The 23951-nt window shown below is 72.6% G+C and carries 24 protein-coding genes; 17 read left to right on the forward strand and 7 right to left on the reverse strand.

What is annotated here, in order from left to right; translation table 11 throughout:
* Positions 1–19 precede the first annotated feature (19 nt).
* Together CLV43_RS43115 and CLV43_RS43120 are read left to right on the forward strand one after the other, a co-directional pair.
* Positions 20–2191, forward strand: a complete 2172-nt coding sequence (locus CLV43_RS43115) for a putative bifunctional diguanylate cyclase/phosphodiesterase (RefSeq protein WP_211304834.1) — start codon at positions 20–22, stop codon at positions 2189–2191.
* A 151-nt stretch (positions 2192–2342) separates the two neighbouring features.
* Positions 2343–3116 (forward strand): alpha/beta fold hydrolase, encoded by a 774-nt coding sequence (locus CLV43_RS43120; protein ID WP_106196173.1) that lies wholly within the window; start codon positions 2343–2345, stop codon positions 3114–3116.
* Here the strand turns inward: CLV43_RS43120 and CLV43_RS43125 are convergent.
* The 3 genes from CLV43_RS43125 to CLV43_RS43135 form a co-directional block, all read right to left on the reverse strand.
* Positions 3089–4051, reverse strand: a complete 963-nt coding sequence (locus CLV43_RS43125) for an ankyrin repeat domain-containing protein (protein ID WP_106196175.1) — start codon at positions 4049–4051, stop codon at positions 3089–3091. The genes CLV43_RS43120 and CLV43_RS43125 overlap by 28 nt on opposite strands.
* 71 nt (positions 4052–4122) lie before the next feature.
* Positions 4123–5148 carry a glucose 1-dehydrogenase gene (locus CLV43_RS43130; RefSeq protein WP_106196177.1) on the reverse strand — a complete coding sequence of 342 codons (1026 nt, stop codon included), beginning with the start codon at positions 5146–5148 and terminating at the stop codon, positions 4123–4125.
* Positions 5145–7007: a glycoside hydrolase family 15 protein gene (locus tag CLV43_RS43135; RefSeq protein WP_245887466.1), complete on the reverse strand. Its 1863-nt coding sequence runs from the start codon at positions 7005–7007 to the stop codon at positions 5145–5147. Before CLV43_RS43135 ends, CLV43_RS43130 begins: the two co-directional genes overlap by 4 nt.
* A 224-nt stretch (positions 7008–7231) precedes the next feature.
* Between CLV43_RS43135 and CLV43_RS43140 the strand changes: the two genes are divergently transcribed.
* The 6 genes from CLV43_RS43140 (at position 7232) to CLV43_RS43165 (ending at position 12088) form a co-directional block, all read left to right on the forward strand.
* The gene (locus tag CLV43_RS43140) at positions 7232–7834 is read left to right on the forward strand and encodes a DUF3558 domain-containing protein (protein WP_106196179.1); all 603 of its coding nucleotides are present in this window, start codon (positions 7232–7234) and stop codon (positions 7832–7834) included.
* A gap of 135 nt (positions 7835–7969) precedes the next feature.
* Entirely contained in the window at positions 7970–8359 is a 390-nt protein-coding gene (locus CLV43_RS43145; protein ID WP_106196181.1) for a transcriptional regulator, read from the forward strand.
* Between the two features lie 103 nt (positions 8360–8462).
* On the forward strand, positions 8463–9818 hold the full coding sequence (locus tag CLV43_RS50280) for a PPE domain-containing protein (RefSeq protein WP_170156271.1): 1356 nt from the start codon (positions 8463–8465) through the stop codon (positions 9816–9818).
* Positions 9815–10621: an ESX secretion-associated protein EspG gene (locus CLV43_RS43155; RefSeq protein WP_106196185.1), complete on the forward strand. Its 807-nt coding sequence runs from the start codon at positions 9815–9817 to the stop codon at positions 10619–10621. The genes CLV43_RS50280 and CLV43_RS43155 overlap by 4 nt, the downstream gene beginning before the upstream one ends.
* A 93-nt stretch (positions 10622–10714) precedes the next feature.
* Positions 10715–11092: a sterol carrier family protein gene (locus CLV43_RS43160; protein ID WP_106196187.1), complete on the forward strand. Its 378-nt coding sequence runs from the start codon at positions 10715–10717 to the stop codon at positions 11090–11092.
* Positions 11093–11125: 33 nt separating this feature from the next.
* A complete protein-coding gene (locus tag CLV43_RS43165) occupies positions 11126–12088 on the forward strand; it encodes a pirin family protein (RefSeq protein WP_106196188.1) in 963 nt (320 codons plus the stop codon).
* Here CLV43_RS43165 and CLV43_RS43170 read toward each other — a convergent pair.
* Positions 12085–14058, reverse strand: a complete 1974-nt coding sequence (locus tag CLV43_RS43170) for an alpha/beta hydrolase (protein WP_106196190.1) — start codon at positions 14056–14058, stop codon at positions 12085–12087. The two genes, CLV43_RS43165 and CLV43_RS43170, sit on opposite strands and share 4 nt — an antisense overlap.
* Positions 14055–14357, reverse strand: coding sequence for a hypothetical protein (locus CLV43_RS43175; RefSeq protein ID WP_245887467.1), 303 nt, complete (start codon positions 14355–14357; stop codon positions 14055–14057). The genes CLV43_RS43170 and CLV43_RS43175 overlap by 4 nt, the downstream gene beginning before the upstream one ends.
* Before the next feature lie 111 nt (positions 14358–14468).
* Here CLV43_RS43175 and CLV43_RS43180 point away from each other — a divergent pair, with 111 nt between their 5' ends.
* From CLV43_RS43180 to arfB, 7 genes are all read left to right on the forward strand, one after another.
* Positions 14469–15203 carry a maleylpyruvate isomerase N-terminal domain-containing protein gene (locus tag CLV43_RS43180; RefSeq protein WP_106196194.1) on the forward strand — a complete coding sequence of 245 codons (735 nt, stop codon included), beginning with the start codon at positions 14469–14471 and terminating at the stop codon, positions 15201–15203.
* The gene (locus CLV43_RS43185; protein WP_106196196.1) at positions 15200–15514 is read left to right on the forward strand and encodes a hypothetical protein; all 315 of its coding nucleotides are present in this window, start codon (positions 15200–15202) and stop codon (positions 15512–15514) included. The genes CLV43_RS43180 and CLV43_RS43185 overlap by 4 nt, the downstream gene beginning before the upstream one ends.
* A 102-nt stretch (positions 15515–15616) precedes the next feature.
* Positions 15617–17155 carry an amidophosphoribosyltransferase gene (gene purF / locus CLV43_RS43190; RefSeq protein ID WP_425445801.1) on the forward strand — a complete coding sequence of 513 codons (1539 nt, stop codon included), beginning with the start codon at positions 15617–15619 and terminating at the stop codon, positions 17153–17155.
* Between the two features lie 11 nt (positions 17156–17166).
* Positions 17167–18261, forward strand: coding sequence for a phosphoribosylformylglycinamidine cyclo-ligase (gene purM, locus CLV43_RS43195; RefSeq protein WP_106196198.1), 1095 nt, complete (start codon positions 17167–17169; stop codon positions 18259–18261).
* A gap of 61 nt (positions 18262–18322) precedes the next feature.
* Entirely contained in the window at positions 18323–18823 is a 501-nt protein-coding gene (locus tag CLV43_RS43200) for a SigE family RNA polymerase sigma factor (RefSeq protein ID WP_106196200.1), read from the forward strand.
* The gene (locus CLV43_RS43205; protein WP_106196201.1) at positions 18820–19584 is read left to right on the forward strand and encodes a hypothetical protein; all 765 of its coding nucleotides are present in this window, start codon (positions 18820–18822) and stop codon (positions 19582–19584) included. The genes CLV43_RS43200 and CLV43_RS43205 overlap by 4 nt, the downstream gene beginning before the upstream one ends.
* A gap of 9 nt (positions 19585–19593) precedes the next feature.
* Positions 19594–20022 carry an alternative ribosome rescue aminoacyl-tRNA hydrolase ArfB gene (arfB, locus tag CLV43_RS43210; RefSeq protein WP_170156272.1) on the forward strand — a complete coding sequence of 143 codons (429 nt, stop codon included), beginning with the start codon at positions 19594–19596 and terminating at the stop codon, positions 20020–20022.
* Positions 20023–20054: 32 nt separating this feature from the next.
* Here arfB and CLV43_RS43215 read toward each other — a convergent pair whose 3' ends face one another.
* Together CLV43_RS43215 and CLV43_RS43220 are read right to left on the reverse strand one after the other, a co-directional pair.
* On the reverse strand, positions 20055–20741 hold the full coding sequence (locus tag CLV43_RS43215) for a response regulator (protein ID WP_106196203.1): 687 nt from the start codon (positions 20739–20741) through the stop codon (positions 20055–20057).
* A complete protein-coding gene (locus CLV43_RS43220) occupies positions 20738–22300 on the reverse strand; it encodes a sensor histidine kinase (protein ID WP_106196205.1) in 1563 nt (520 codons plus the stop codon). The genes CLV43_RS43215 and CLV43_RS43220 overlap by 4 nt, the downstream gene beginning before the upstream one ends.
* A gap of 165 nt (positions 22301–22465) precedes the next feature.
* Here CLV43_RS43220 and CLV43_RS43225 point away from each other — a divergent pair, with 165 nt between their 5' ends.
* Positions 22466–23446 (forward strand): Bug family tripartite tricarboxylate transporter substrate binding protein, encoded by a 981-nt coding sequence (locus CLV43_RS43225; RefSeq protein WP_106196207.1) that lies wholly within the window; start codon positions 22466–22468, stop codon positions 23444–23446.
* Positions 23443–23937, forward strand: a complete 495-nt coding sequence (locus CLV43_RS43230; protein ID WP_106196209.1) for a tripartite tricarboxylate transporter TctB family protein — start codon at positions 23443–23445, stop codon at positions 23935–23937. The genes CLV43_RS43225 and CLV43_RS43230 overlap by 4 nt, the downstream gene beginning before the upstream one ends.
* Positions 23938–23951 lie beyond the last annotated feature (14 nt).

The following is a 23951-nucleotide window of genomic DNA, read 5'->3' on the forward strand; positions in this document are numbered from 1 at the left end:
TGGTGGCAGGCCGGCGAACATGACGGAACGGGTTGACCAGCGGGTGCCCAGCAGTCGAGCGGAACTGGACCCGGCCATGGTGGCCGGGGCCGAGGCGTTCGCGCGCACCTGGGCGACGGCGGTGATCGGCAGCAGCTACGTGCCCATGACCAGGGCCGAGGTCGCCGAGCACCTCCAGTCCCTGACCGAGGTGCTGGTCGAGGCGCTGATCGCCGACCCCTTCCGCACGGCACCCGGCTACGACATCGGCGCCCGGCTCGTCGAGGCGCACTTCACCGGCACGGACACGCTGGGCCGCACGGTCCAGCTGCTGGGCGACGACCTGCTCACCGAGCTGGGGATCGGCGTCGACGGCCGGATGGAGTCCCGGCTCTCCGCGCTGCAGGGCGCGCTCGCCGCGGGGTACGCGCGGGCGCTGCGCGAGCGGACGCTGGCCGAGCAGGAGGCGATCAGGGCCGCCGTGCTCGACGCCCGCGACCAGGCCGAGACGGCGCTGCGGGCCAGCGAGGCGCGGTTCCGCGCGATGTTCACCGAGGCCGCGATAGGCATCGGCATAGCGGACATCGAGGGCCGCATACTGGACGTCAACCAGGCGCTGCAGGACATGCTCGGGTTCAGCGTCGAGGAGATGCGGCAGTACAACATCCGCGACCTCATGCACCCCGAGGACAGCGGCAACGTCTGGCGGCTCTACGACCAGCTCATCGCGGGCGACTGCGACCACTACCGGGCCGAGAAGCGCTTCCACCGGGCCGACGGCGAGCAGGTGTGGACGCACCTCACGCTGTCGCTGGTCCGCGACGACCACGGTGAGCCGCAGTACCAGGTCGCCATGATCGAGGACGTCACCGACCGGCACCTGCTGCAGAACCGGCTGCGCTACCAGGCGCTGCACGACCCGCTGACCGGCCTGCCCAACCGCGCGCTGTTCCTGGAGCGCCTCGGCCGGGTGTTCAACGCCGTCGGCGGCACGACCAGCCGCCGCGCCGGGCTCTGCTACCTGGACCTCGACGGGTTCAAGGTCATCAACGACAGCCTCGGCCACGACATAGGGGACCAGCTGCTGGTCGAGGTCGGCAGGCGGCTGGACCACTCGGTCTCCGGCGACGGCAAGCTGGTCGCGCGGATGGGCGGCGACGAGTTCGTCATCCTCGTCGAGGGCTCGGCCAGCACCCAGGACATCGTCAACGTCGCCGACCGCGTGCTGCACGAGCTGGAGGCCCCGATCAAGATCGGCGGCCACGAGCTGACCGTGTCGGCGAGCATCGGCATCGTGGAACGGCCGCTGGAGGGCACGACGGCCGCGGACCTGATGCGCGACGCGGACATCACGCTGTACTGGGCGAAGGCGGACGGGAAGTCGCGCTGGGCGCTGTACAACCCCGAGCGCAACGCCCGCGAGGTCGCCCGGTTCACGCTGTCGGCGACCATGCCCGCCGCGCTGGAGCGCGACGAGTTCTACGTGGACTACCAGCCGCTGGTGCGCCTCGCGGACAGCCGGGTCACCGGCGTCGAGGCCCTGGTCCGCTGGCAGCACCCGGAGTTCGGCAGGCTCGCGCCCGACCGGTTCATCGAGCTGGCCGAGGAGACCGGCCTGATCGTGCCGCTGGGCCGCTGGGTGCTGCGCAAGGCGTGCGAGGAGGCCCGTCGCTGGCTGGAGGAGTTCGGCGACTCGGCCCCGTTCGTCAGCGTCAACCTGGCCGTGCGGCAGAGCCGCGACCCGGAGCTGGTGCGCGACGTGAAGCGCATCCTCGACGAGTGCGCGCTGCCCCCGCACCACCTCCAGCTCGAGCTCACCGAGAGCGCGATCATGGGCACCGCCGACGAGCCGCTGGAAGCCCTGCGCGCCCTGTCGGACATGGGGGTCCGGATCGCGATCGACGACTTCGGCACCGGCTACTCGAACCTCGCCTACCTCAAGCACCTGCCGGTGCACGAGCTCAAGATCGCGGGGTCGTTCATGGAGGGGCTGCGCGCGGCGGACGAGGAAGACGCCGTGGACGCCCAGATCGTGTCGACCCTCGTGCAGCTCGCCCACGCGCTGGGACTCGGCGTGACCGCCGAGGGCGTCGAGACGCCGTCCCAGGCCAAGCGGCTGCACCGAATCGGGTGCGACACCGGTCAGGGCTGGTTCTTCGCCCGACCGGGTCGCCCCGAGGACATCGACCACCTGCTCCGCGGCGGCCTCTAGCCGTTCACCCGCACGACCTCGGCGCGCGCTGACCTGCGTGGACGTCCGGTTGAGGCGTGCCGCGCCACCGACGCCGGAACTTCCGCGCCCCCTCGTCTTGCTTATCTAACGATGCTTAGATAAGGTTGCTTATATCAACGAGGAGGCAGTCATGACCAAGGTTTCCGGTGGCGAGGTCGACGTCCGGTTCGACGACCAGGGCGAGGGGCGCGCGTTCCTGCTGCTGCACGGCGGCGGCGGGCCGCAGACGGTCGCGGGGTTCGCCGCGAGGCTCGCCGCGCACGGCCGCGTCATCACCCCCGTGCACGCGGGCTTCGGCGGCACCGAGCGCCCCGAGTGGCTGAGCTCCATGGCCGGCCTGGCCGAGGTGTACGTCCAGCTCCTGGAGGACGAGGACCTGCACGACGTGGTGGTCGTCGGCAACTCCATGGGCGGCTGGACCGCGGCGGAGATGGCGCTGCTCGGCAGCGACCGGATCAGCGGCATCGTCCTGGTCGACGCGGTCGGCATCGAGGTGGAGGGCCACCCCGTGGTCGACATCTTCCCGCTGACCCTGGACGAGCTGTCCAAGCTCAGCTACCACGACCCGGCGAAGTTCGGGATCGACCCGTCCACGTTCACCGACGCCCAGAAGGCCGGCATGGCCGCCAACCGCGCCGCGCTGGCCGTCTACGGGGCGTCGATGGCCGACCCGACCCTGCGGGAGCGCCTGGCGGGCGTCAAGGTGCCGTCGTTGGTGCTGTGGGGCGAGTCCGACCAGGTCGTCGACCCCGAGTACGGCCGCGCGTACGCCGAGGCCATCCCCGGCTCGGTGTTCCACGTGCTGCCCGGCACCGGCCACGTGCCGCAGATCGAGACCCCCGAGCTGCTGCTCGACGAGGTGACCGGGTTCGCCGGTCACACCGGCTCGGGCCACGCCCAGTAGTCGTGCTCGGGCAGCCGCAGCCAGACGTCGGGCGGGCCGGTGACGGCTCGGGCGTCGGCGGGGCGCAGGCCCGCGAGGGCGAGGCAGTGGGCCACGGCGTGGCCGTGGTGGAGGTAGGCCGTGAGGGCCTCCTCGGGGGTGTGGTCCACGTCGGGGCCGCCGCCGGGGGACAGGTGCCGCCGCTCGAAGACGCCGTCGTGGGCGGCGGTGGCCTGGTAGCCGCTCTTGGGGTTGGCGTAGAGGCCGTAGCAGGTGGTGCCCGCCGAGAGGCGGCCGACGACACCCGGCGTGGACGCCCCGAACGCCCAGGGCTGGCTGACCACGCACCCGCCCGGCACGTCGGTGGCGCCGACGGTCCGCAGGTTCACGTCGTCCAGCGGGTTGCCGCCGACGACGTCGGAGATCGGTCCGGGGACGTCGAGGCGGACGGCGCCCAGCCGCCGCGCCACCTCGGCCGCGTCGACGCCCGCGACGCAGGCCAGGCTGGCGCCCTCGATCCACGGGGTGCCCAGCGCGGCGAGCAGGCGCCTGGCCTCCGCGCCCGCCGCGGCCTCCGCCCGCGACAGGCCGGGCTCGTCCGCGGGTCTGGTGAACAGGTCGGGGTCCGGGCCCGCGAGGCTGAGCCTGCCCGCCGACCAGCCCGCGAGCACCGGCCGCCACGGGTCGGCGCCCGCCGCGGCCAGTGCGCGCGCGTTGTCGGACCGGCCCGCCGTCACCGCGAGCCACAGGGCGCCGCGGCCCGAGTGGAGCGCCTCGACGTCGTCGACCCGGCCCGCCAGCTCCGCGACCACCTCGGGCGAGCCGTACCGGGCCGCCAGGTGCAGCGGCGGCGTCGACCGCCCGGCGGGGTTCGGGTCGGCGCCCGCGTCCAGCCGGGCCAGCACCTCGGTGCGGTCCGCCCAGGACCGCAACGCCATGCCCGTCCAGTCCGCCATGCGCCCCCCTCGACGAAGAAGGCACCGAACCTACGCGGTCCGATCTTCGCCGGGGGTGCGAACGGGGGAACTCAGGCCAGGTCGACGACGACCTTCACGTCGTCCGGCCTGCGCTCCAGCGCGTCGGTGAACGAGTCGAGCGGCACCCGCCGGGTGACCAGCCCGCCCAGCCACGTCCGGTCGGCGGCGGCGAGCGCGGCGGCGGCCGTGCGGTAGTCGCCCAGCCCGGCGTTGACCGACCCGACGACCACGCGGTTGTGCAGCACGAGCTCGTCGGTCACGACCCGGTCGGCGGCGAACGTCCCGGTGTCGCCGGACAGCCCGGTCAGCGCCGTCACCGCGGAGCGGCGGACGGCCTCCCAGACCAGCTCGGCCACGCCGGTGCACTCGATCGCCACGTCCACCTCGGGCACGGTGTCCACAGTGGAGTGGTAGGTCGCGCCCAGCCCGCGCACCAGGTCCGGCTTGCGCCCGGACGTCGCCCGGTCGACCACGTGCGCGATGAGACCCCGCTGCACGGCCAGCATCGCGGCCAGCAGGCCGATCGGGCCCGCGCCGGTGACCAGCACCGTGCGCGGGGTGAGGTGCGCGCGGCGGCAGTTCAGCAGGACCTGGTCCCACGCCTTCGCCACCACCGACCCCGGCTCGGTCAGCACGCCGAGGTCGCCCAGGGTCGGGTCGAGCTTCACGGCGAACTTCGGCGGCACGGTCCAGCGCTGCATCCCGTAGCCGTCGAGCTCCTTGATCCCGCGCTCGGTGTACCGGCCGTTCTGGCAGAAGTCCCAGGCGTCCTCCGCGCACGCCGGGCACGGCGCGGCGTCCGGCCTGCGCACGACCCCGGCGACCAGGTCGCCCGGTGCCAGGTCGCCGCCCATCGGGGCCGCCAGCACGCGGCCGAGCGACTCGTGGAACAGCACGAACCCGGACCTGCCGGGCGGCGGCGTGCCGAAGCCGTCGCGCACGATCTCCACGTCGGTGCCGCACATCCCCACGAGCAGGCCCTCCACCAGCACCTCGCCGTCGGCGGGCACGGGCTCGTCCCACTCGACGACCTCGGCCTGCTCCGGGTTACCGGGGACCGCGAACGCCGCCTTCACCGGTCACCGCCGTTGCGGCGGTCGCGCTCGTCGCGCGTGTGGCCTTGGCCGTAGAGCACCGCGGCGCTGTTGACCAGCGCGAGGTGGCTGAAGGCCTGCGGGAAGTTGCCGGACATCCGGCCGGTGCGCGCGTCGTACTCCTCGGCGAGGAGCCCGACGTCGTTCACCAGGTCCACCAAGCGGTCGAACATCTCCACGGCCTCGTCTCGTCGGTCGGAGAGGGCGAGCGCGTCGACGAACCAGAACGAGCAGGCCAGGAACGAGCCCTCCTCGCCGCTGAGGCCGTCCACCTCGGACTCGCCGGGATCGGTGTCGTATCGGTCCACCAGGTCGCCGTGCTTCAGGCCGCGGCGGATCGCGTCGATGGTGCCGAGCACGCGGGGGTCGTCACCCGGCAGGAACCCGACGGCGGGGATGAGCAGCGTCGCCGCGTCCAGCTCGGTGCCGCCGTAGAACTGGGTGAACGCGCCCAGCTCGGCGTTCCAGCCCTTCTCCAGCACCTCGGCGTGCACCCGGTCGCGCAGCTCGCGCCACTCGTCCACCGGTCCGGGCAGCCCGTACTGCTCGGCCGCCCGCACGGCCCGGTCGAACGCGACCCACACCATCACCCGCGAGTGGGTGAAGTACCGGTCCGGGCCGCGCACCTCCCACAGCCCCTTGTCCGGGCGGTCCCAGATCCCGCGCAGGTGCCGCATCATGCCGCGCTGCATCGCCCACGACTCCGCGGACTCCGCGATGCCGCGTTCGCGGGCCAGGTGCAGCGCGTCCATCACCTCGCCGTACACGTCGAGCTGGAGCTGCCGGTAGGCCGCGTTGCCGATCCGCACCGGCTTCGCGCCGCGGTAGCCGGGCAGCCAGTCGGCCTCCCACTCCACCAGGTGCCGCTCGCCGCCCAGCCCGTACATGATCTGCAGGTCCGCCGGGTCGCCCGCGACCGCGCGCAGCAGCCACCGCCGCCATGCCTCCGCCTCGCCGGACCGGCCGAAGTTGTCCAGCGCCAACAGGGTCAGCGTCGCGTCGCGCAGCCAGCAGTACCGGTAGTCCCAGTTGCGCTCGCCGCCGAAGGTCTCCGGCAGCGACGTCGTCGGCGCTGCCACGATGCCGCCGGTCGGCGCGTAGGTGAGGCCCTTCAACGTGATCAGCGACCGGCGCACTACGTCGCCGTGCGGCCCGTGGTAGCCGAGGTCGTCCGTCCAGTCCTTCCAGAACGCCTCGGACCGGCGCACCTCGGTCACCGCGTCCACCGGCAGCGGCGGCCGGTCGTGGGAGTAGGAGAACTCCATCACCCACGACAGCCGGTCGCCCTCGTCCACGGTGAACACGGCCTCGTGCGCCCGCTTCCCCTCGACCCGGTAGGGCAGCCGGTCGCCGTAGAGCGCGATCGCCGACGGCCCCGCGACCGCGAACACGCACTCGTCGCCGTTCGCCGATGCGGACCGGCGCACCCACGGCACCGAGTCGCCGTAGGCGAACCGCACCACCCACCGCAGCCTCACCTCCACCGACCCGGTGAGGCCCTCGACCACCCGCACGAGCCGCGTGTCCGCGTCGTCGTCGCTGTCCTCCGGCGGCATCGTGTCGACCAGCCGGATCGTGCCCTCGTCGGTGTCGAACTCCGTCTCCAGCACCAGCGTGTTCTCCCGGTACCGCCGCCGCACCGCCGTCACCGGCGCCGTCGGCGCGATCCGCCAGTGCCCGTCGTCCTCGGTGCCCAGCAGCCGCGAGAAGCACGACGGCGAGTCGAACCGCGGCATGCACAACCAGTCCACCGACCCGTCCCGCCCGACCAGCGCCGCCGTCCTGAGGTCGGAGAGCAGCGCGTAGTCCTCGATGCGACCGGGTCCGGTGTCGTGTGCCACCACCGGAGGCTATCCGGGCGGCCTGGTCGGGGCAGGTCGCCGGTCGGTGGGCTCGCCGGGGCGTTCGACCGGATCTTCGGCACCCCGCTCGCGGTGGTCCACATCGGGCGGAGTGAAGGTGAACGGAATTCCTTTTAGGGGTGGGACGTTTATCCGTCCGACGAGCCCGGTGCGGAAACCCGAATCGGCCTTCCCGGCGTTTCGCGGTCCGATACCTTGCCCCCATGCGGAGTCACTGGCAGCGGGCCGCGGTGGTCGTCGTCGCCGCGGCGTTCCTCGGCGGCTGCTCGGAGAAGACGGCGGGCACGGCGTCGGCCGGGGCGGTCCAGGAGCGGAGTGCGACGGGGGCCGCGTCCGCGGTGTCGACGCCGGCCAGCGCGAAGCCGTCGGCGACCCGGCCGAAGAAGGTCGACCTCAAGGGCGTCGACTCGTGCGCGGTGCTGTCGGACGAGCAGAAGCAGCGGTTCGGGCTGACGAAGCCGCCGGGAACCCTGAGGTCGTCGGCCTACCGGGACGCGACGCTGTGCAGCATCGGGGCGGGCGACCTGACCTACGGCGTCGGGGTGGTGGTGTCCGCGAACGAGGGCGTGGAGCTCTACGAGTCGGGGGTCTCCAGCGGTGAGCTGACGCCGGTCCAGGTGGGTGGTTTCCCGGCGCTCACGGGTCGGTCGACGGCCGTGCTGCCGACGTGCACGGTGTACCTGGACGTGGCCGACGGGCAGCTGGTGGACCTCGGGGTGGACAGCACGAAGCTGCCGATGGACGAGCTGTGCGCGCGGGCGAAGACGATCGCGGAAGCAGTGGTCCAGACCCTCACCGCGGGCTGAAATGCTGCTCTGAGTAGAGCGCTTGAGTAGAACCGCGTGATTAGCGGCGGAACCATCCCACCGCGTCATGCATCCGAGTTAAAGTCATCTCAATTGCACACACTGGGGTATGTGCATCACTGAGGAGGGTGTGCCGTGTTCGTCGCGGATGGTGGTGGGGGCTCGTCGCAGCCCTCGATCCCCGAGTACAGCGGCTCGAAGCAGGGCCTGAGGGTCGACCCGTCGGCCATTCCCGCTGCTCGGAAGGTGTTCGAGGACGCTCTCACGGAGCTGGACACGCAGTTGAGGGACACGGCTTCCGCGCTGAAGGCGAAGCAGTGGGCGATGGACCCGGTCAGCAAGGAGACCGCGGAGAAGTTCAACCACGACACGTTCGCCTCCGGCGACTCGGCCGCGCTCACCGCGATCCTCGCCTACCGCGAGCAGCTCAACGGCGTTGTGACTCAGCTCACGCAGATCGAAGCCACCTACCGCCGGGTCGAAGGCGACAACGTCGCGTCCTGGGGGCGCATCAACCCCGCCTGACCGGCCATCGCTCACCACGAACTGGATAGACCGCACCTGAGGGGGCGAAGGACTTATGGGTGATCACCGCTGGCGCGGGTATACCCACGAAGAGCTGCACAAGATGATCAACGCCGGTCCCGGCGTGTCCGCGTCGATCCCGCTCGAGGACAAGTGGGCGTCGCTCTCGGACACCCTGAGCCGGATCGACGCGTCCATCCACGAAGGACTCGAGAAGGTCGGGGCCGGCTGGGAAGGCGCCTCGGCCGAGGCCGCGACGGGCGCGCTGTCGCCGTTGTCGCAGTGGGCCGCGGACGCGGGCCAGGGCTCGGACACGATGAAGGTCTCCGCGCAGCTGCAGGGCGACTACATCGCGGACGCTCGCAAGGAGATGCCGGAACCGGTGGCGGTGACGACCGAGGCACCGTCCACAGCGGACAAGGTGCTCGGCGCGCTGGCCGGCCCGGTCGGCATGATGCACGTGATCGACCAGCAGCGCGACCACGAGGCCCAGGAGGCCGCTCAGGAGAACGCTGAGCAGAAGGCCATCACGGTCATGAACAACTACCAGTCGAGCAGCGAGTGGAACAGCGGCACGCTGGGCCAGTTCGTCCCGCCGCCGCAGGTGGTCATCGACACCCCGCCGCCGGGTGGCGCCGGGTCGTACAACAGCTCCAGCGCGAACTACACGAGCGCCGACTCCTCGACCTACACGCCGAACGGCGGCAACGGCGGCGGTGGCACGACGAGCACGTCGTCGGCCGCGGCCCCGGTGCTGCCGCCCGCGCAGGTCAACCCGCCGCCGGTCTTCACCGGTGGTGGCGGTGGTGGCGGTGGCACGACGAACCCGTCGTGGACGCCCCCGCCGTCCGGTCCGCCGGTGCAGCCGCCGGTGAACCTCCCGCAGCCCACGCCTCCCAGGGCGCCGGTGCCCCCGCCCGTCGGCTTCCCGCCGCCGGGCAGCGGTCCGGTCCGCCCGCCGGTCACCGGTCCCGGCCGCGGCCCCGTGCCGCCCGGCAGGGCCCCGGTCCCGCCCGGCGGTCTCCGCCCCGGTCCGAACCCGGCCGGTGGCCCCGGCGTCGCCGGTCGTCCCGGCGGCCAGGGCGGTCTCCGTCCCGGCGCGCCCGGCGGTCCGGGTGGTGTCGGCGGCCCGAACGGCCCCGGTGCCCGCGGCGGCTTCGGCCCCGGCGGGACGCCCGGCGGCACCGGTGGTGCCAGGGGTCCCGCGGGCCAGTTCGGCCGTCCCGGCGCACCCGGCGGCTTCGGTCCCGGTGGGGCCGGTGCCGCGGGCGCGGCCGGTCGAGGCGGCCCCGGTGGCCGTCCCGGTCAGGGCGCGGGCGGCATGGGCGCCGGTCGCGGGGGCGACGGCGAGGAGGACGTCGAGCACAAGGTCGCCGACTACCTGGTCGAGACCGAGGACGTCTTCGGTGACGAGCGGCTCGTGGCGCCGCCCGTGATCGGGGAGGCGCCGCAGCAGTGACGTACTTCGGGGGGCAGGCGGAGAGGGAGCCCATCTCCCTCTCCGCCGAGGAGTTCGACGTGCTGTGGGAGCACCTGAACCTGGGGCCGATGCCGTTGGTGATCAAGGTGCCGTCGCCGGGTAAGACGTCGCGCGAACGCCGTGACCTGGAGACGCGGGTCTGGCACGCGCTGGAGGCCCGCGGCCTGGGTCGACCGGTCGGCCTGCACCCCGAGCTCGACGGGCTGCTCCGGATGTTCGTCCGCCCCGAACGCGAGGTGGACGCCAGGGTCTGGGTGGGCAGGAGCGTCCGGGTGCTGGCCGTCGCGAACGGCGACTGGGGTGCCATGGCGACGCTGTCGGAGAACCGGATCACGTTGCAGCGCGTGGCGGGGTCCGGGCTGCCGACGGCGGTGCTCGGCGCGCTGCCCCAGCACCCGGCCGGGTCCGGGCACTCGGTGACCATGCCGAGCGCCGACCTGGAGGCCGCCGTCAAGGGCTCCGACGGCTCGGAGAAGGGCCTGGAGAACTCGTTGCGCGCCCGCGGTGTCCGCGACGAGGACGCCACCACGCTGGTGAAGATGTTCACCGGCCTCGTGCACACGGGGAACTTCGGCGCGGCCGCGCGGGACAAGTACGGCAAGCGCTGCCGCCCGGACCGCGTGGTCGCGTTCTTCGACACCGAGGACGGCCGTTACCTGCAGCAACGTCGAGCTTCGGGGGGAACCGAACCCTGGAGCACCTTCACGCCCACCGACCTGCGTAGGCTCACCTTCCAGCTGGACGAGTTGCTCGCGGAAGCCGTGCGCGACGCGAAGAGCTGATGTTCGACGTCTCGGGCCCGTGCCGCAGGAGTGCCACGGGCCCGAGGCGTTTCTCCGGACTGTCACGGGCCCGTCCGGCACTAATCTGGTGGTGTGCCGTCGAAAACCGTTGACCCCAAGGAGCTGCGCGCCGCCGTGGCCGCCGTCCTGCCCTGGTTGGCAGGCGAGGCCGAGCAGCCCGAGCGGACCGTGCTGGCCGCCGCGGTGCGGCTGAGCCTGCGGACGCTGGAGCAGATCGCGCCGGGGCGCAGCGTCGAGGTGAGGGTGCCGCCGTTCGCGGCCGTGCAGTGCGTGCCCGGCCCCCGGCACACCCGCGGCACGCCGCCGAACGTGGTGGAGACCGACCCTCGCACCTGGCTGGAGCTGGCGACCGGCCGGGTCGGCTGGGACGAGGCGCTGGCGGACGCCAAGGTCAGCGCGTCGGGGAGCAGGGCCGACCTGTCGGCCGTGCTGCCGGTGCTCCGCTTCTAGCTAGTTGATGGATCAACCGGTTAGGTTGTCCTGATGAGCAACGTGGAAGCCGGGCCCGAGGTCGTGGCCCACGAGCCGTCGGACGCGCGTTCGGGGCCGGAGCTCCTCCAGCCGCGCCTCGTCCCCCTGGGCGGTCCGCGCGCCCAGCCGGTGCGGCGGACGCTGCCGCAGCGCACCAGGTCCCTGATCGGCGCCTGGTGCTTCGCCGACCACTACGGGCCGACCGACGACGTCGGGCTCATGTCCATCCCCGGCCACCCCCACACCGGGTTGCAGACGGTGTCCTGGCTGTTCGCGGGCACCATCGAGCACCGCGACACGGTGGGGTCGCACATGGTCGTCCGCGCGGGCGAGATGAACCTGATGACCGCGGGCAGGGGCATCGCCCACTCCGAGTACGCCGTGGCGGGCGACGAGGTGCTGCACGGCGTGCAGCTGTGGGTCGCGCTGCCCGACCGCGACCGGTTCTGCGAGCCGCGCTTCGAGCACCACGTGCCGGAGCCGTGGACGCTCGACGACGCGCGGGTGACGGTGTTCCTCGGGTCGCTCATGGGGTCGGTGTCGCCGGTCGCGACGAGCACGCCGCTGCTGGGCGCGCAGCTGGACGTCCCCGCCGGTGCCGCGCTGGTGCTGGACGTCGACCCGGCGTTCGAGCACGGGATCCTGGTGGACTCCGGTGACGTCCGGGTCGCCGGAGCGGCCGCGACCGACGCCGAGCTCCTCTACCTGCCACCGGGGTCGTCGACGCTGACCGTCGAGACCGGCGACCGCCCGGTGCGCGCACTGCTGCTCGGCGGCACGCCGCTGGACGAGCGGATCGTCATGTGGTGGAACTTCATCGGCCGCACCCACGAGGAGGTCGAGCGGTTCCGCGCGGAGTGGCAGGAGCAGGCGCAGGCAGGCGGAACGGGTCCGTACGGCACGTTCCCCGACCCGTGGACCTCGGTCCTGCCCGCCCCCGCGCTGCCCAACGCCCGCCTCAGGTCCCGCGGCTAGAACCAGGATCCGATCTTCTTCACCACGCTGCCCGCGCCGTCGTAGACGTCCCGGCCGAACTCGGCCACGTTGCCGACCGTGCCGACGACGATGTCGCCCGCGTCGTTGAGCAGCTCGGTCCCGGTGGCGACCGCGCCGTGGCCCGCGTCGGACCAGTTGCCGGAGAACAGGTCGCCGACCACGTGGCCGGTGCCGACCACGACGTCGCCGATCATCTCCGCGCCGCCCGCGCCGACGTCGCTGACGATGTCGACCACCGGGCCGACACCGGGCAGGTTCGAGCCCGGCAGGGTGGGGCCGGTGGGGCTGTCGTACCACTTCTGCGACGTCACCGAGCCGCCGTCGGCGGTGGCGATCTTGGCCAGGTTCGACACCGACTCGCTGCCGGGGTCGTAGTAGTCGGAGTGCGCGCCGAGCAGGCTCGCCGAGTCGGGGGTGCCGAACACCTTGGCGCCGAAGCCCTTGTCGTACGGGCCGGTCGACGAGCCGTCGGCGGTGAACCAGTCGGAGCTGGTGCCCTGCACGACGGGGTCGTGCTCGGTGGCGCCCGCGTAGACGTGGCCGGGGCCCGCGGAGAGCTGGTCGACGTTGGAGGCGCCGACGCCGGGCGACCCGACGAACGCGATGTCGTCGGCGGCCAGGCCGTTCATGCCCGCGTAGCCCACCGTCGTGCTGCCGTAGGAGTGCCCGATCACCGTCAGGTGCTGGTGGTTGCCCGCCGCGTCGGCCGCCGCGCGGTAGCCGTCCACGTCGGCGACGAGGTTGCCGCCGCCCTCCTTGGCCAGCTCGGGGCTGCCGACCTCGCCGGGCGTCCAGCCGGGGGCGTCGTAGCCGAGCCATTCGATCGTGGCGTTGCCCTCGGGGCCCATCTCCTCGCGGAGGTTGGCGGCCTGGTCGATGCCGAAGCTGTCCAGCTTCGACCCGGTGCCCGGCACGCACACGGCCAGGTTCTTCGCGGTGTCCGGGTCGCCGTAGGCGATGGCCATCCCGCCGTCGCCGCGCGGACCGTACGGGTCGTAGGCCATGACGCGCACGTCGGAGGCGGGCCAGCCCTTCCCGAAGGCGATGCTCTCGGCCTTGTCCACGCTCGTCTGCGCCATGGCGGCGTTCTCCGCCTTGGTCGCGGCGACCTGCCGGTCCTCCATGAGCGAGGCGTACTGCGGGTCGTTGAGCAGCTTGGTCTGGCCGTCGGACGTGCTGGGGTCGATGCCCAGCGCGGCGGCCCGCTCGGCCATGGCCGCGTCGAGCCGGTCGCGCTCCGCGCCGAAGCGCTGGGCGTCGTCTTTGATGCGGGCGCGGTTGGCGGTGTCGAGCACGTCGGACGGCAGCCCGCGGAGCTGCCCCAGGTCCTGGAACTTGGAGCGCAGCAGCTCGTCCTGCTGCTCCTTGGTGAGCGACTTCCACCAGGCCGCGACCTGCTTGGGGTCGGTGCCGGGTCCGGGCACGGTGGCGGAGGTGCGCATGGCCTCCACGGTCTTCGCCCAGCCGGGATCGGCCTTCGCCGTCTCCTCGAAACCGGGCTTCACCTGCGCCAGCGCCGACGCGTAGGACCGCAGGACCCGCTCGTAGCCGTTCTTCACGCCGGTGAGCGCGGTGGTGACCTTCTCGGCCAGCTCGGCCGTCTGCTGGGGGTCCATCAGCGGCGAGCGGCCCCGCCACACCGCGATGACCTGGTCCGCGCTGCCGCGCATCTGCGCGTACGCGCGGGACGCGGCCTGCACGACGTCGACACCGACACCGAGCCGTTCGCCCGCCACGACGGCGGACCTCGTCGACAGCTCGGCGCGGGCGCCGAACTTCTCCGCGGCCTGGCCGGTCCAGCCCGCCTTGGCGGTCGAACCGCCGCCCGCGACCGACTCGCGCGCCCGGCCCACCGCGCTGATCGCCCCGTTGATCGGGTCACCGGCGGCGACGATCCGGCCCGCGTCACCGGAGGCGAGCTGCCCGTAGAGGACCTCGGGGTCGTTCACCGGCCGCCGCCGATCTTGCGGAAGCCCTCGCTGGAGGTGTCGTCGGAGCGCTCGTAGGTCTCCGCGTTCTGGGTGAGCCCGTCGCCCGCGTCGCGGTACCAGGCGGCGCCGCGCCGCAGGTCGTCCGACTGCCGCGAGGTGAACCGCGCCAGCGCGTCCGCGAACTCGGCGGCCGCCGGAACCTCGCCGAGCGCACCGGCGTCAAGGGTGAGCATGGAGATCAGTTCGGCACCGTCGGCGGTGGCGTCCGCCCCGTCGTGGAACCCCTTGGAGGCGCCCCGCAACGCCTCTGGTCGCACACCGAACACGATTCCCGCCCTTCGTGACACCGACCGCTTGCACTGCGACGCGCCCGGACCGCGACCGGTTCCGGCACGATGACCGAGAACGACCGAACCAGGAGGCGACACGTGCCAGCAGGATGGACCACGCAGCGGTGGACCGAGGTCTTCCTCGACCAGTCCGCCATGTTCCGCGAGGCGGTCGCCGAGGCCGATCCGGCCGCGGCGGTGCCGAGCTGCCCCGGCTGGACCTTCGCCGACCTCGCGGTGCACGTCGCGCGGTTCCTGGAGACGTCGATCGAGTACCTGCGCACCGGCAGCACCGTCCGGCTGAAGCCGCCGCCCCCGCCGGTCGGCTCGTCCCCGATCGAGTACCTGGACACCCAGCTCGCCGATGCCGCCGAGGTGCTGCCCCTGGTGCCAGGGAACCGGCCGACCTGGACGTTCTCGCCCGCCGCGCCGGATCTGGCGTGGGTGTGGCACCGTCGGATCGCGCACGAGCTGGACCTGCGCCGCTGGGACGCCCAGGCCGCACTGCGCCACCTCGTCCTCGGCGACGCGGACCTGGCCGCCGACGGCATCGACGAGGCGCTGGGCACGCTGCTGGCCGCGAAGTACACGACCGACGTGCCGCTGGAGACCGCCGGGACGGTGATCGTGCGCTGCACCGACGTGCCCGAGGGCTGGCACGTCCGGCTGACCCCCGGCGAGGTCCCCGAGGTGCGGGCGGTCGCGCCCGGCGAGGTGGCCGACGTCGAGGTCGACGGCGAGGCCCAGCTGATCCACTACGGGCTGTGGGGTCGTCTGCCGCTCAAGGCGGTCGGCGACGAGGCGGTGCTGCGGGCAGTGAGGATGGACCGATGAGGAAGCTCCTCCTGCTGGTGCCGGTCGTCCTCCTGCTCTCGGGGTGCGCGAGCGAGTGGAACGGCGAGGTGCGGTTCAAGGTCCGCACGATCGGGGAGATCTCCAGCGGGCCGGTCGTCGCGCTCGACGTCGACGGGGACAAGCCCTCCGGCACGCTGGAGCAGCTGACCTCCGGGGTCACCAAGCCCGACCAGCTGCCCGCCGGCGTCAAGGTGGGTGACGTGGTGGTCTGCTCCGTGCGCCAGCACGACGCCAACGGTTTCGACGGGGGCAACACGGAGACCGCGATCGGCCCGTGCAAGCGGGCTTGAGCGTGCGTTTCGTCACGTCAGCGGGGTCAGGATGGGGTGGGTTCACCGGTTGTTCGCCGTACACTCGTGGTGCCGCCCGACATCGTCGCTAGGGAGCACTCGGTGGTCACCGACCAGTCAGACGCCGGCCGCACAACCACCCCACCTGTGGACACCATCGACTCGGACCCGCGCGAAGAGTGCGGTGTGTTCGGCGTGTGGGCTCCTGGCGAGGACGTCGCCAAGCTCACCTACTACGGCCTCTACGCCCTCCAGCACCGCGGCCAGGAGGCCGCGGGCATCTCGGTGGGCGACGGCAGCCAGGTCGTCGTCTTCAAGGACCTCGGCCTCGTCAGCCAGGTGTTCGACGAGCAGGTCCTGCAGTCCCTGAAGGGCCACGTCGCCGTCGGGCACTGCCGGTACTCCACGACCGGGTCGACGACCTGGGAGAACGCGCAGCCCACGTTCCGCACCACGGCGGCGGGCAGCGGTCTGTCGCTGGGGCACAACGGCAACCTGGTGAACACCGCCGAGCTGCTGGAGCGCGCCCAGAAGCTGGGCATCGTGTCCCGCAACGGCGCCACCACCGACTCGGACCTCGTCTGCGGCCTTTTGGCCGCGACCGCCGCGGACATCGGCATCGAGCAGGCCGCCCTGGAGCTGCTGCCGACGTTGCGCGGGGCGTTCTGCCTGACGTTCTCCGACGAGAACACGCTGTACGCCGCCCGCGACCCGCACGGCGTCCGCCCGCTGGTCCTCGGACGGCTCGAACGGGGCTGGGTCGCCGCGAGCGAGACGGCCGCGCTGGACATCGTGGGCGCGTCGTTCGTCCGCGAGGTCGAGCCGGGCGAGCTGATCGCGATCGACGAGAACGGCCTGCGCTCGACCAGGTTCGGCACGCCCGAGCCCAAGGGCTGCATCTTCGAGTACGTCTACCTGGCCCGCCCGGACACCACGATCTCCGGCCGCGGCGTGCACGCCACCCGCGTGGAGATCGGCCGCAGGCTGGCCGCCGAGCACCCGGCCGAGGCCGACCTGGTCATCCCGGTCCCGGAGTCCGGCACGCCCGCCGCGATCGGCTACGCGCAGGCCTCCGGCATCCCGTACGGGTCCGGCCTGGTCAAGAACGCCTACGTCGGCCGGACGTTCATCCAGCCGTCGCAGACGATCCGCCAGCTCGGCATCCGGCTGAAGCTGAACCCGCTGCGCGACGTCATCCGCGGCAAGCGGCTCGTCGTCGTGGACGACTCGATCGTGCGCGGCAACACCCAGCGCGCGCTGGTCAGGATGCTCCGCGAGGCCGGTGCGCTGGAGGTCCACGTCCGGATCGCGTCGCCGCCGGTCAAGTGGCCGTGCTTCTACGGCATCGACTTCGCCTCGCGAGCCGAGCTCGTCGCGAACGGCCTCGACCTGGACGGCATCCGCCGTTCCGTCGGCGCCGACTCGCTCGGCTACGTGTCGCTGGAGCAGCTGATCGCCGCCACCGAGCAGCCCAAGACGCGGCTGTGCAGCGCCTGCTTCGACGGCGACTACCCGATCCCGCTGCCCGAGGACGCGCTGATGGGCAAGCACCTGCTGGAGGGCATCAAGGGAGTAGCGGGCTCGGCGGCTCCGGTCCTGCCCACCGGGTACGGTGCCGAGGACGCCCTGCAAAGGCCCTGAATCCCCCCACGATGGAGCACGTTGACGTGAGTGCCGAGACCGACAACGCCAAGGCGACCTACGCCGCGGCCGGAGTGAGCATCGCCGCTGGGGACGAGGCGGTGGAGAAGCTCAAGCCGTGGGCGGTGAAGGCGCAACGACCCGAGGTCCTCGGTGGCATCGGCGGGTTCGCGGGCCTGTTCCAGCTGAAGCTCGACCGCTGGAAGGAGCCCGTGCTCGCGGCCTCCACCGACGGCGTCGGCACCAAGATCGCCGTCGCCCAGGCCATGGACAAGCACGACACCATCGGCCACGACCTGGTCGCGATGGTCGTGGACGACCTGGTCGTCTGCGGCGCCGAACCGCTGTTCATGCAGGACTACATCGCCGTCGGCCGGGTCGTCCCGGACAAGATCGCCGCGCTGGTCAAGGGCATCGCCGAGGGCTGCGTCCTCGCGGGCTGCGCGCTGCTCGGCGGCGAGACCGCCGAGCACCCCGGTCTGATGGGCGACGACGACTACGACATCTCCGGCACCGGCGTCGGCGTCGTCGAGGCCTCCCGGATGCTCGGCCCGGACAAGGTCAAGCCCGGTGACGTCGTCATCGGCATGGGCTCGTCCGGCCTGCACTCCAACGGGTACTCGTTGGCCCGCCACGTGCTCCTGGAGCTGGCCAGGATGCCGCTGGAGGGCCACGTCGAGGAGTTCGGCCGCACCCTCGGCGAGGAGATGCTGGAGCCCACCCGCATCTACGCCAAGGACTGCCTGGCACTGGCCGCCGAGGCCGAGGTGCGCACGTTCGCGCACATCACCGGCGGCGGCCTGACCGCCAACCTGGCCCGCGTGCTGCCCGCGGGCGTGCACGCCGACCTGGACCGCGGCACCTGGACGCCCGCCCCCGTGTTCGCCCTGATCGCCCAGCGCGGCCGGGTCGAGCGCGAGGAGATGGAGAAGACGTTCAACATGGGCGTCGGCATGATGGCGGTCGTCTCCCCCGAGGACGTCGACCGCGCCCTCGCCGTGCTGACCGCCCGCCACGTGCCCGCGTGGGTGCTGGGCGAGGTCAACAAGGCCGACGACGCGGACGCGCCGCGCGCGACGCTCGCCGGGGACCACCCCAGGTTCTGAGGTCGAGGCAACCTCCCCGGTCGTCGTCCACGTACAGGACGACGACCGAGGGGAGGGGCCCGTGGGAGATCGCGACAGCGAGTTCTCCGAGTACGTGGACGCCCGCGCGCTGGTGCTGCGGAGAACCGCGTACCTGCTGTGCGGTGACTGGCACCGCGCGGAAGACCTGGTGCAGACCACCTTTGCCAAGCTGTACGTGGCCTGGCCGCGCCTGGTGCGCGGCGGCACCGTCGACTCGTACGCCCGCAAGGTGCTGGTGCGCGTGTCCGTCGACGAGTCGCGCCGCGCCTACCGCCGACGTGAGCGCACCGTCGGCACGATTCCCGAGCAGCACCACGACCCCGCGTGTCCGGAGGACCGGGTGGACGTGCGCTCCGCGCTGGACAAGTTGCCTCCAGGGCAACGAGCCGTGGTCGTGCTGCGCTACTGGGAGGACCAGTCGGTTGGCGACACCGCCCGGCTGCTCGGCAAGTCCGAGGGCACGATCAAGAGCCAGGCGGCCAAGGGTCTCGCGACCCTGAGGGCTCTCCTGGGCACCCACGTCCTGGAGGAGCAGCGGTGAGCGAGGACGATCTCAAGAAGGTGCTGGCCATCGCGTTGGCCGACGAACCACCCAGCCACTTGACCAGCGAGGAAGCCCTCAAGGCCGGCCGGGCCCGGCTCCGCGGGCGCAGGTTCTCGTCGGTCGTGGCGGTCGCGCTCGTCGTGGTCGGTGCCGTGTTCGCCGTGTCCCTGGCGACCGCGGTGCCGCACAGCGCCACCCCCGCGATCGACCCCTCGCCTCCGGCGGACTGCGTGGGTGGCACCTCCTGCCCCCCGCGGAAGCAGAGCCTGCACGACCCCGTGCGCGCCGCGACCCTGGACGAGGTGATCTTCGATTCGGGGGTGCTGCCGAAGGATTTCGCGTACTCGCTGGTCGGGGACGCGGGCTCCGCCGCGTACCCCGATCGGTCCGAGCCGCGCGACTACCAGCTCCTCTACCGGGCAGAGGGCCCGGACGGCCGGGTGGGCTCCGTCTCCGTCGAGATCGGCGTCGCCACCACGGCGGTGACCCGGCCCGACTGCGGCGGTCCCATCTCCTGCGAGACCCGCTGGATCAGGGGGCTGGAAGTCCTGTTCACCACCTCCTCGCAGGGCGACGGTGACGCGGCTGTGGTCCTCGTGACCGCCTACGCGGACCAAGCCGACGGTTCGCGGGTCATGGTCATCTCGTGCAACCACGAGCCCCCCACCGGGGGTCCCGTCGTGATCAACCCCGGCTGGCAGCCACTCGACCTCGAGCAGCTCGGAAACCTGGTGACCTTGCCGGGCCTGGAGTTCTAGGCTTACCCGGTGGCCGACGACTTGACCGTGACGCGGGCGCTGGTGCTGCCGGCGGCCGAACTCCGCGAACGGTTCTCCAGGTCGGGCGGCCCCGGTGGCCAGGGCGTGAACACGGCGGACAGCCGGGTCGAACTCAGCTTCGACCTGGCTGCCTCGCCGTCCGTGCCGGAGTGGCTGCGGAACCGGATGGTCGAGCGGTTGGCGAACCGGCTGGTGGACGGCGTGCTCACGGTCGCCGCCAGCGAGCACCGCGCGCAGCTCCAGAACCGGCAGGCCGCCCGCGGCCGGATGGCGAACCTGCTGCGCGAGGCCGCGGCCGCTCCGCCGCCGGTCCGCCGTCCTACCAAGCCCAGTCGTGGCTCGAAGGAACGTCGGATCGCCCAGAAGAAGCGCCGCAGCGTCACCAAGCGCGGGCGCAGCGGCGGGTTCGACGACTAGGGCGTGTGTCGAACGAGACTTCGACACACGCCCTAGCGGGCGTCGCCGCCCAGCCACACGTACTGCCGTTCGGGCCGTCCGGTCCCGCCGTAGCGCAACCGGACCTCGGCCTTCCCGATCCCGACGAAGTACTCCAGGTACCGCCGCGCACTGACCCGCGCCAGCTCCGTCACCTCGGCGCACTCCGACGCCGACAGCCCGTCCAGCCTGGCGCGCAGCGCTCGTTCCACGAGGGTCGCGGTCTGGGCGGTCAGCCCCTTCGGCAGCACCGGGGCCGCGCTGCCCGGCCGTGCCCCGAACACCTGGTCCACGTCGGCCTGCCCGGCAGCCCCCAACCCGTCCAACTTCCTGCGCAGCGCCGAGAAGTGCGCCAGCTGGTCCCGCAGCGCCCCGAACTCGAACGGCTTGATCAGGTAGTGCAGGACCCCGCCCCGCATCGCACCGCGCACGGTCTCCACGTCCGTCGCCGCGGTGATCACGATGACGTCGACGGCCTCGTCCCCGCGCGCCCGCAACGACCGCAGGACCTCCAGCCCGTCCAGGTCCGGCAGGTAGATGTCCAGCAGCACCAGGTCCGGTCGGACCTCCCGCACCAGCCGCAGCGCGTCCGCCCCGGTGTGCGCCACCCCGACGACCTCGAACCCCGGTGTCCGCGACACGTACCCGCTGTGCACCTTCGCCACCATGAAGTCGTCGTCGACGACCAGCACGCGGATCACACCGACACCTCCCTCGGCAGCCGGGCGGTGAAGACCGCGCCCTCGTCGTTGTGCACCCGCACCGCGCCACCCCGCCGCAGGCACGTCTGCCGGGTCAGGGCCAGGCCGAGCCCGCGTTGCCCCTGTTCGGCGGCTTTCGTCGTGAAGCCGTTCTTGAACACCTCTTCGGCGATCTCCGGCGCCACGCCCGGTCCCGAGTCCCGGACGACCACGAGGACCTCGCCGTCGTCCTCGTGCACCGAGACCTCGATCCACCCGCGGGCGCCCGCCAGCGCGTCCAGGGCGTTGTCGACCAGGTTCCCCAGCACGGTCACCAGGTCCGTGGACAGCACCTCGTCCACCTCGCCGAGGTGGCTGTCGGGGTCGATCCGCAGGCCCACGCCGCGTTCGGCGGCGAGGCTGGACTTCGCGACGAGCAGCGCGGCCACGGCGGCGTCGTCGACGCGGGACCCGACCTCGGCCTGCCACTGCCCCTGCGACGAGCTGATCCGGTTCACGAACCCCTGGACCTCGTCGTACTCGCCCAGCTCGATCAGCCCGGAGATCGTGTGCAGCCGGTTGCTGAACTCGTGCGCCTGCGCCCGCAGCGTGTCGGTGGCGTGCCGGTTCGCGTCCAGCTCGTTCTGGAGCACCATCAGCTCGGTCCGGTCCCGCAGCGTCACCACGGACCCGACCTCCACGCCGTGCACGGCGATCGGCATCCGGTTCATGGTCAGCACGTTGCCACCGCGCATCACCAGCTGGTCCGCGCCCGTCGCGCGGCCGGTCAGCACGTCCTGGAGCCGGTCGTCGAGGTCGAGGTCGGCGACCGCGCGGCCGACGCAGTCCGCGGGCAGGCCCAGGGAGGAGCGGGCGTGGTCGTTGGCGAGCGTGATCCGGTGTTGCGGGTCGAGGCCGACCACGCCTTCCTTGATGCCGTGCAGCAGTGCTTCCCGGTGCTCCACCAGCTCGGTGATCTCGCGCGGCTCCAGGCCGAGGGTCTGCTTCTTCACCCGCCTGGTGAGCAGCAGCGACCCGACCACGCCGATCGCCAGCGCGATGCCGAGCAGCCGCAGGGCGTCGCCGGGCGAGTCGAGCACGCCCTCGAAGAACCCCGGCGACTCCTGGCCCGCCGCGACCACGCCGAGCACCTGGCCGCTGTCGCCCATCACCGGCACGTGCGCCACGATCGCGCCGCCCAGCTCGCCGACCCACGACCGCCCGCTCAGCGCGGTGCTGCCGCCGACGTCCAGCGGCTGGCCGACCTGGGCGGGGTCGGGCGAGGTCAGCACCCGCCGCGAGGCGTCGGCGATGATCACGTAGCTGGCGCCGGACAGGCTGCGCCCGCTCTCCGCGAACGGCGCCAGCGCGTAGTGCCGCAGGGGGTCGGCCAGCGCGGCCCGCACCCCGGCCGTCGCGGCCACGTCCTCGGCCACGGACAGCATCCGGCGACCCTCGGTGGTGGTGAAGTTCGCACCCGCTTGGACGACCGACAGCGCGCCCACCGCGCACAGCAGGGCCACGACGACTACGAGTTGCCAGGCGAGCAGTTGCCTTGCCAGCGTTCCCCGGCCGCCCATCGCACCTCCCGCCCGTTCACGTGGGAGTGACATTAGGACGTCGGGGGGTGTGGTGCGCGTGACCACAAAGACCAAAAGAACCGCTAAGCCCGCAATCGGGACTTCGGGTTAACACGCGGGCAACATCCCGGTCCAGGTGCGGGAGAGGCGGAGGTCGCGGTGCGAATGGGGAACTGGCTGGCGGCGGGGGCGGCGCTCGTGGCCGTGGTCGTCGTGCCGCCGCTGCTCACACCCGGTGGCGACAGCGGTGCCACGGGTCAGCTGCGCGGGCTGCGCGTGCTCGTGCCGAACGCGCCGGGCGGCGGGTACGACATCACCGCGCGCACGGCGGCGAAGGCCATGGAGGACGCGGACCTGCTGCGCAACGCCGAAGTGTTCAACCTGCCCGGCGCGGGCGGCACGGTCGGGCTCGGGCGGACGGTGGCCGAGCGCGGCAACGGCAAGCTGATCATGTCGATGGGGCTCGGCGTCGTCGGGAGCGTCTACACGAACAAGGCGCCGTCCTCGCTGCTGGACACCACACCGGTCGCGAAGCTGATCGAGGAGCCGGACATCGTCGTGGTCGGCGCGGAGTCGCCGTACCGGACGCTGGCCGAGCTGGTGGCGGCGTGGAAGGCGGATCCGGGCGCGGTGCCGGTCGGCGGCGGCTCCTCGCCCGGCGGACCCGACCACCTCGCGCCGATGCTGATGGCCAAGGCGGTGGGGATCGAGCCGCGGACGGTGAACTACATCCCGTTCGACGGCGGCGGCGAGCTGCTGGCCTCGGTGCTCGGTGGGAAGGTCGCCTTCGGCGTGTCCGGGATCGGCGAGTACCGCGACCAGATCGAGGCCGGGACGCTGCGGGTGCTCGCGGTGACCAGCGCGGACCGCATCCCCGGCGTGGACGCGCCGACCTTGGGCGAGTCCGGGGTCGACGTGAAGTTCAGCAACTGGCGCGGGATCGTCGCGCCGCCGGGGATCTCGGACGTCGACCGCGACCGGCTGGTCGGGCTGTTCACCACCCTGCACAAGACCGCGCAGTGGCAGGAGGCGGTGCGGCGCAACGGGTGGACCGACGCGTTCGCGCCGGGCGAGGAGTTCGGGACCTTCCTGGAAGAGGAGAACACACGGGTGGCGACGGTGCTGAAGGACTTGGGGCTGGCATGAACGCGTGGCTGAAGGAGCGCTCCGAGCTCGGGGTGTCCGCCGTGCTCGTGGTGCTGGGTGTGCTCGTGCTGACCGACGCGCTGCGGATCCACACCGACTTCGCCCAGCGCGGGCCCGTCGGGCCGAAGGCGGTGCCGATCCTGGTCGGGTCGCTGCTGCTCGTGGTGGCGGTGCTGCTGGCGCGGGACGTGCTGCGCGGCGGCCGGGGCGAGGCCGAGGGCGGCGAGGACGTCGACCTCGCCGCACCGGCGGACTGGCGGACGGTGCTGTTGCTGTGCGGGGCTTTCCTGGCCAACGCGGCGCTGATCGGCGTCGTCGGGTTCCCGCTGTCGGGAGCGGTCCTGTTCTGGGGCGCGGCCTACGCGCTGGGCAGCCGCGACCTCGTGCGCGACCCGCTGATCGCCGCCGGGCTGTCCGTGGCGACGTTCCTGGTGTTCAACAACCTGCTCGGGGTCCCGCTGCCGGGCGGCCCGCTGATGGGGGTGCTCTAGGTGTTCGACGATCT

The sequence above is a fragment of the Umezawaea tangerina genome (genome assembly GCF_003002815.1).
GTDB classification, from domain to species: Bacteria; Actinomycetota; Actinomycetes; order Mycobacteriales; family Pseudonocardiaceae; genus Umezawaea; species Umezawaea tangerina.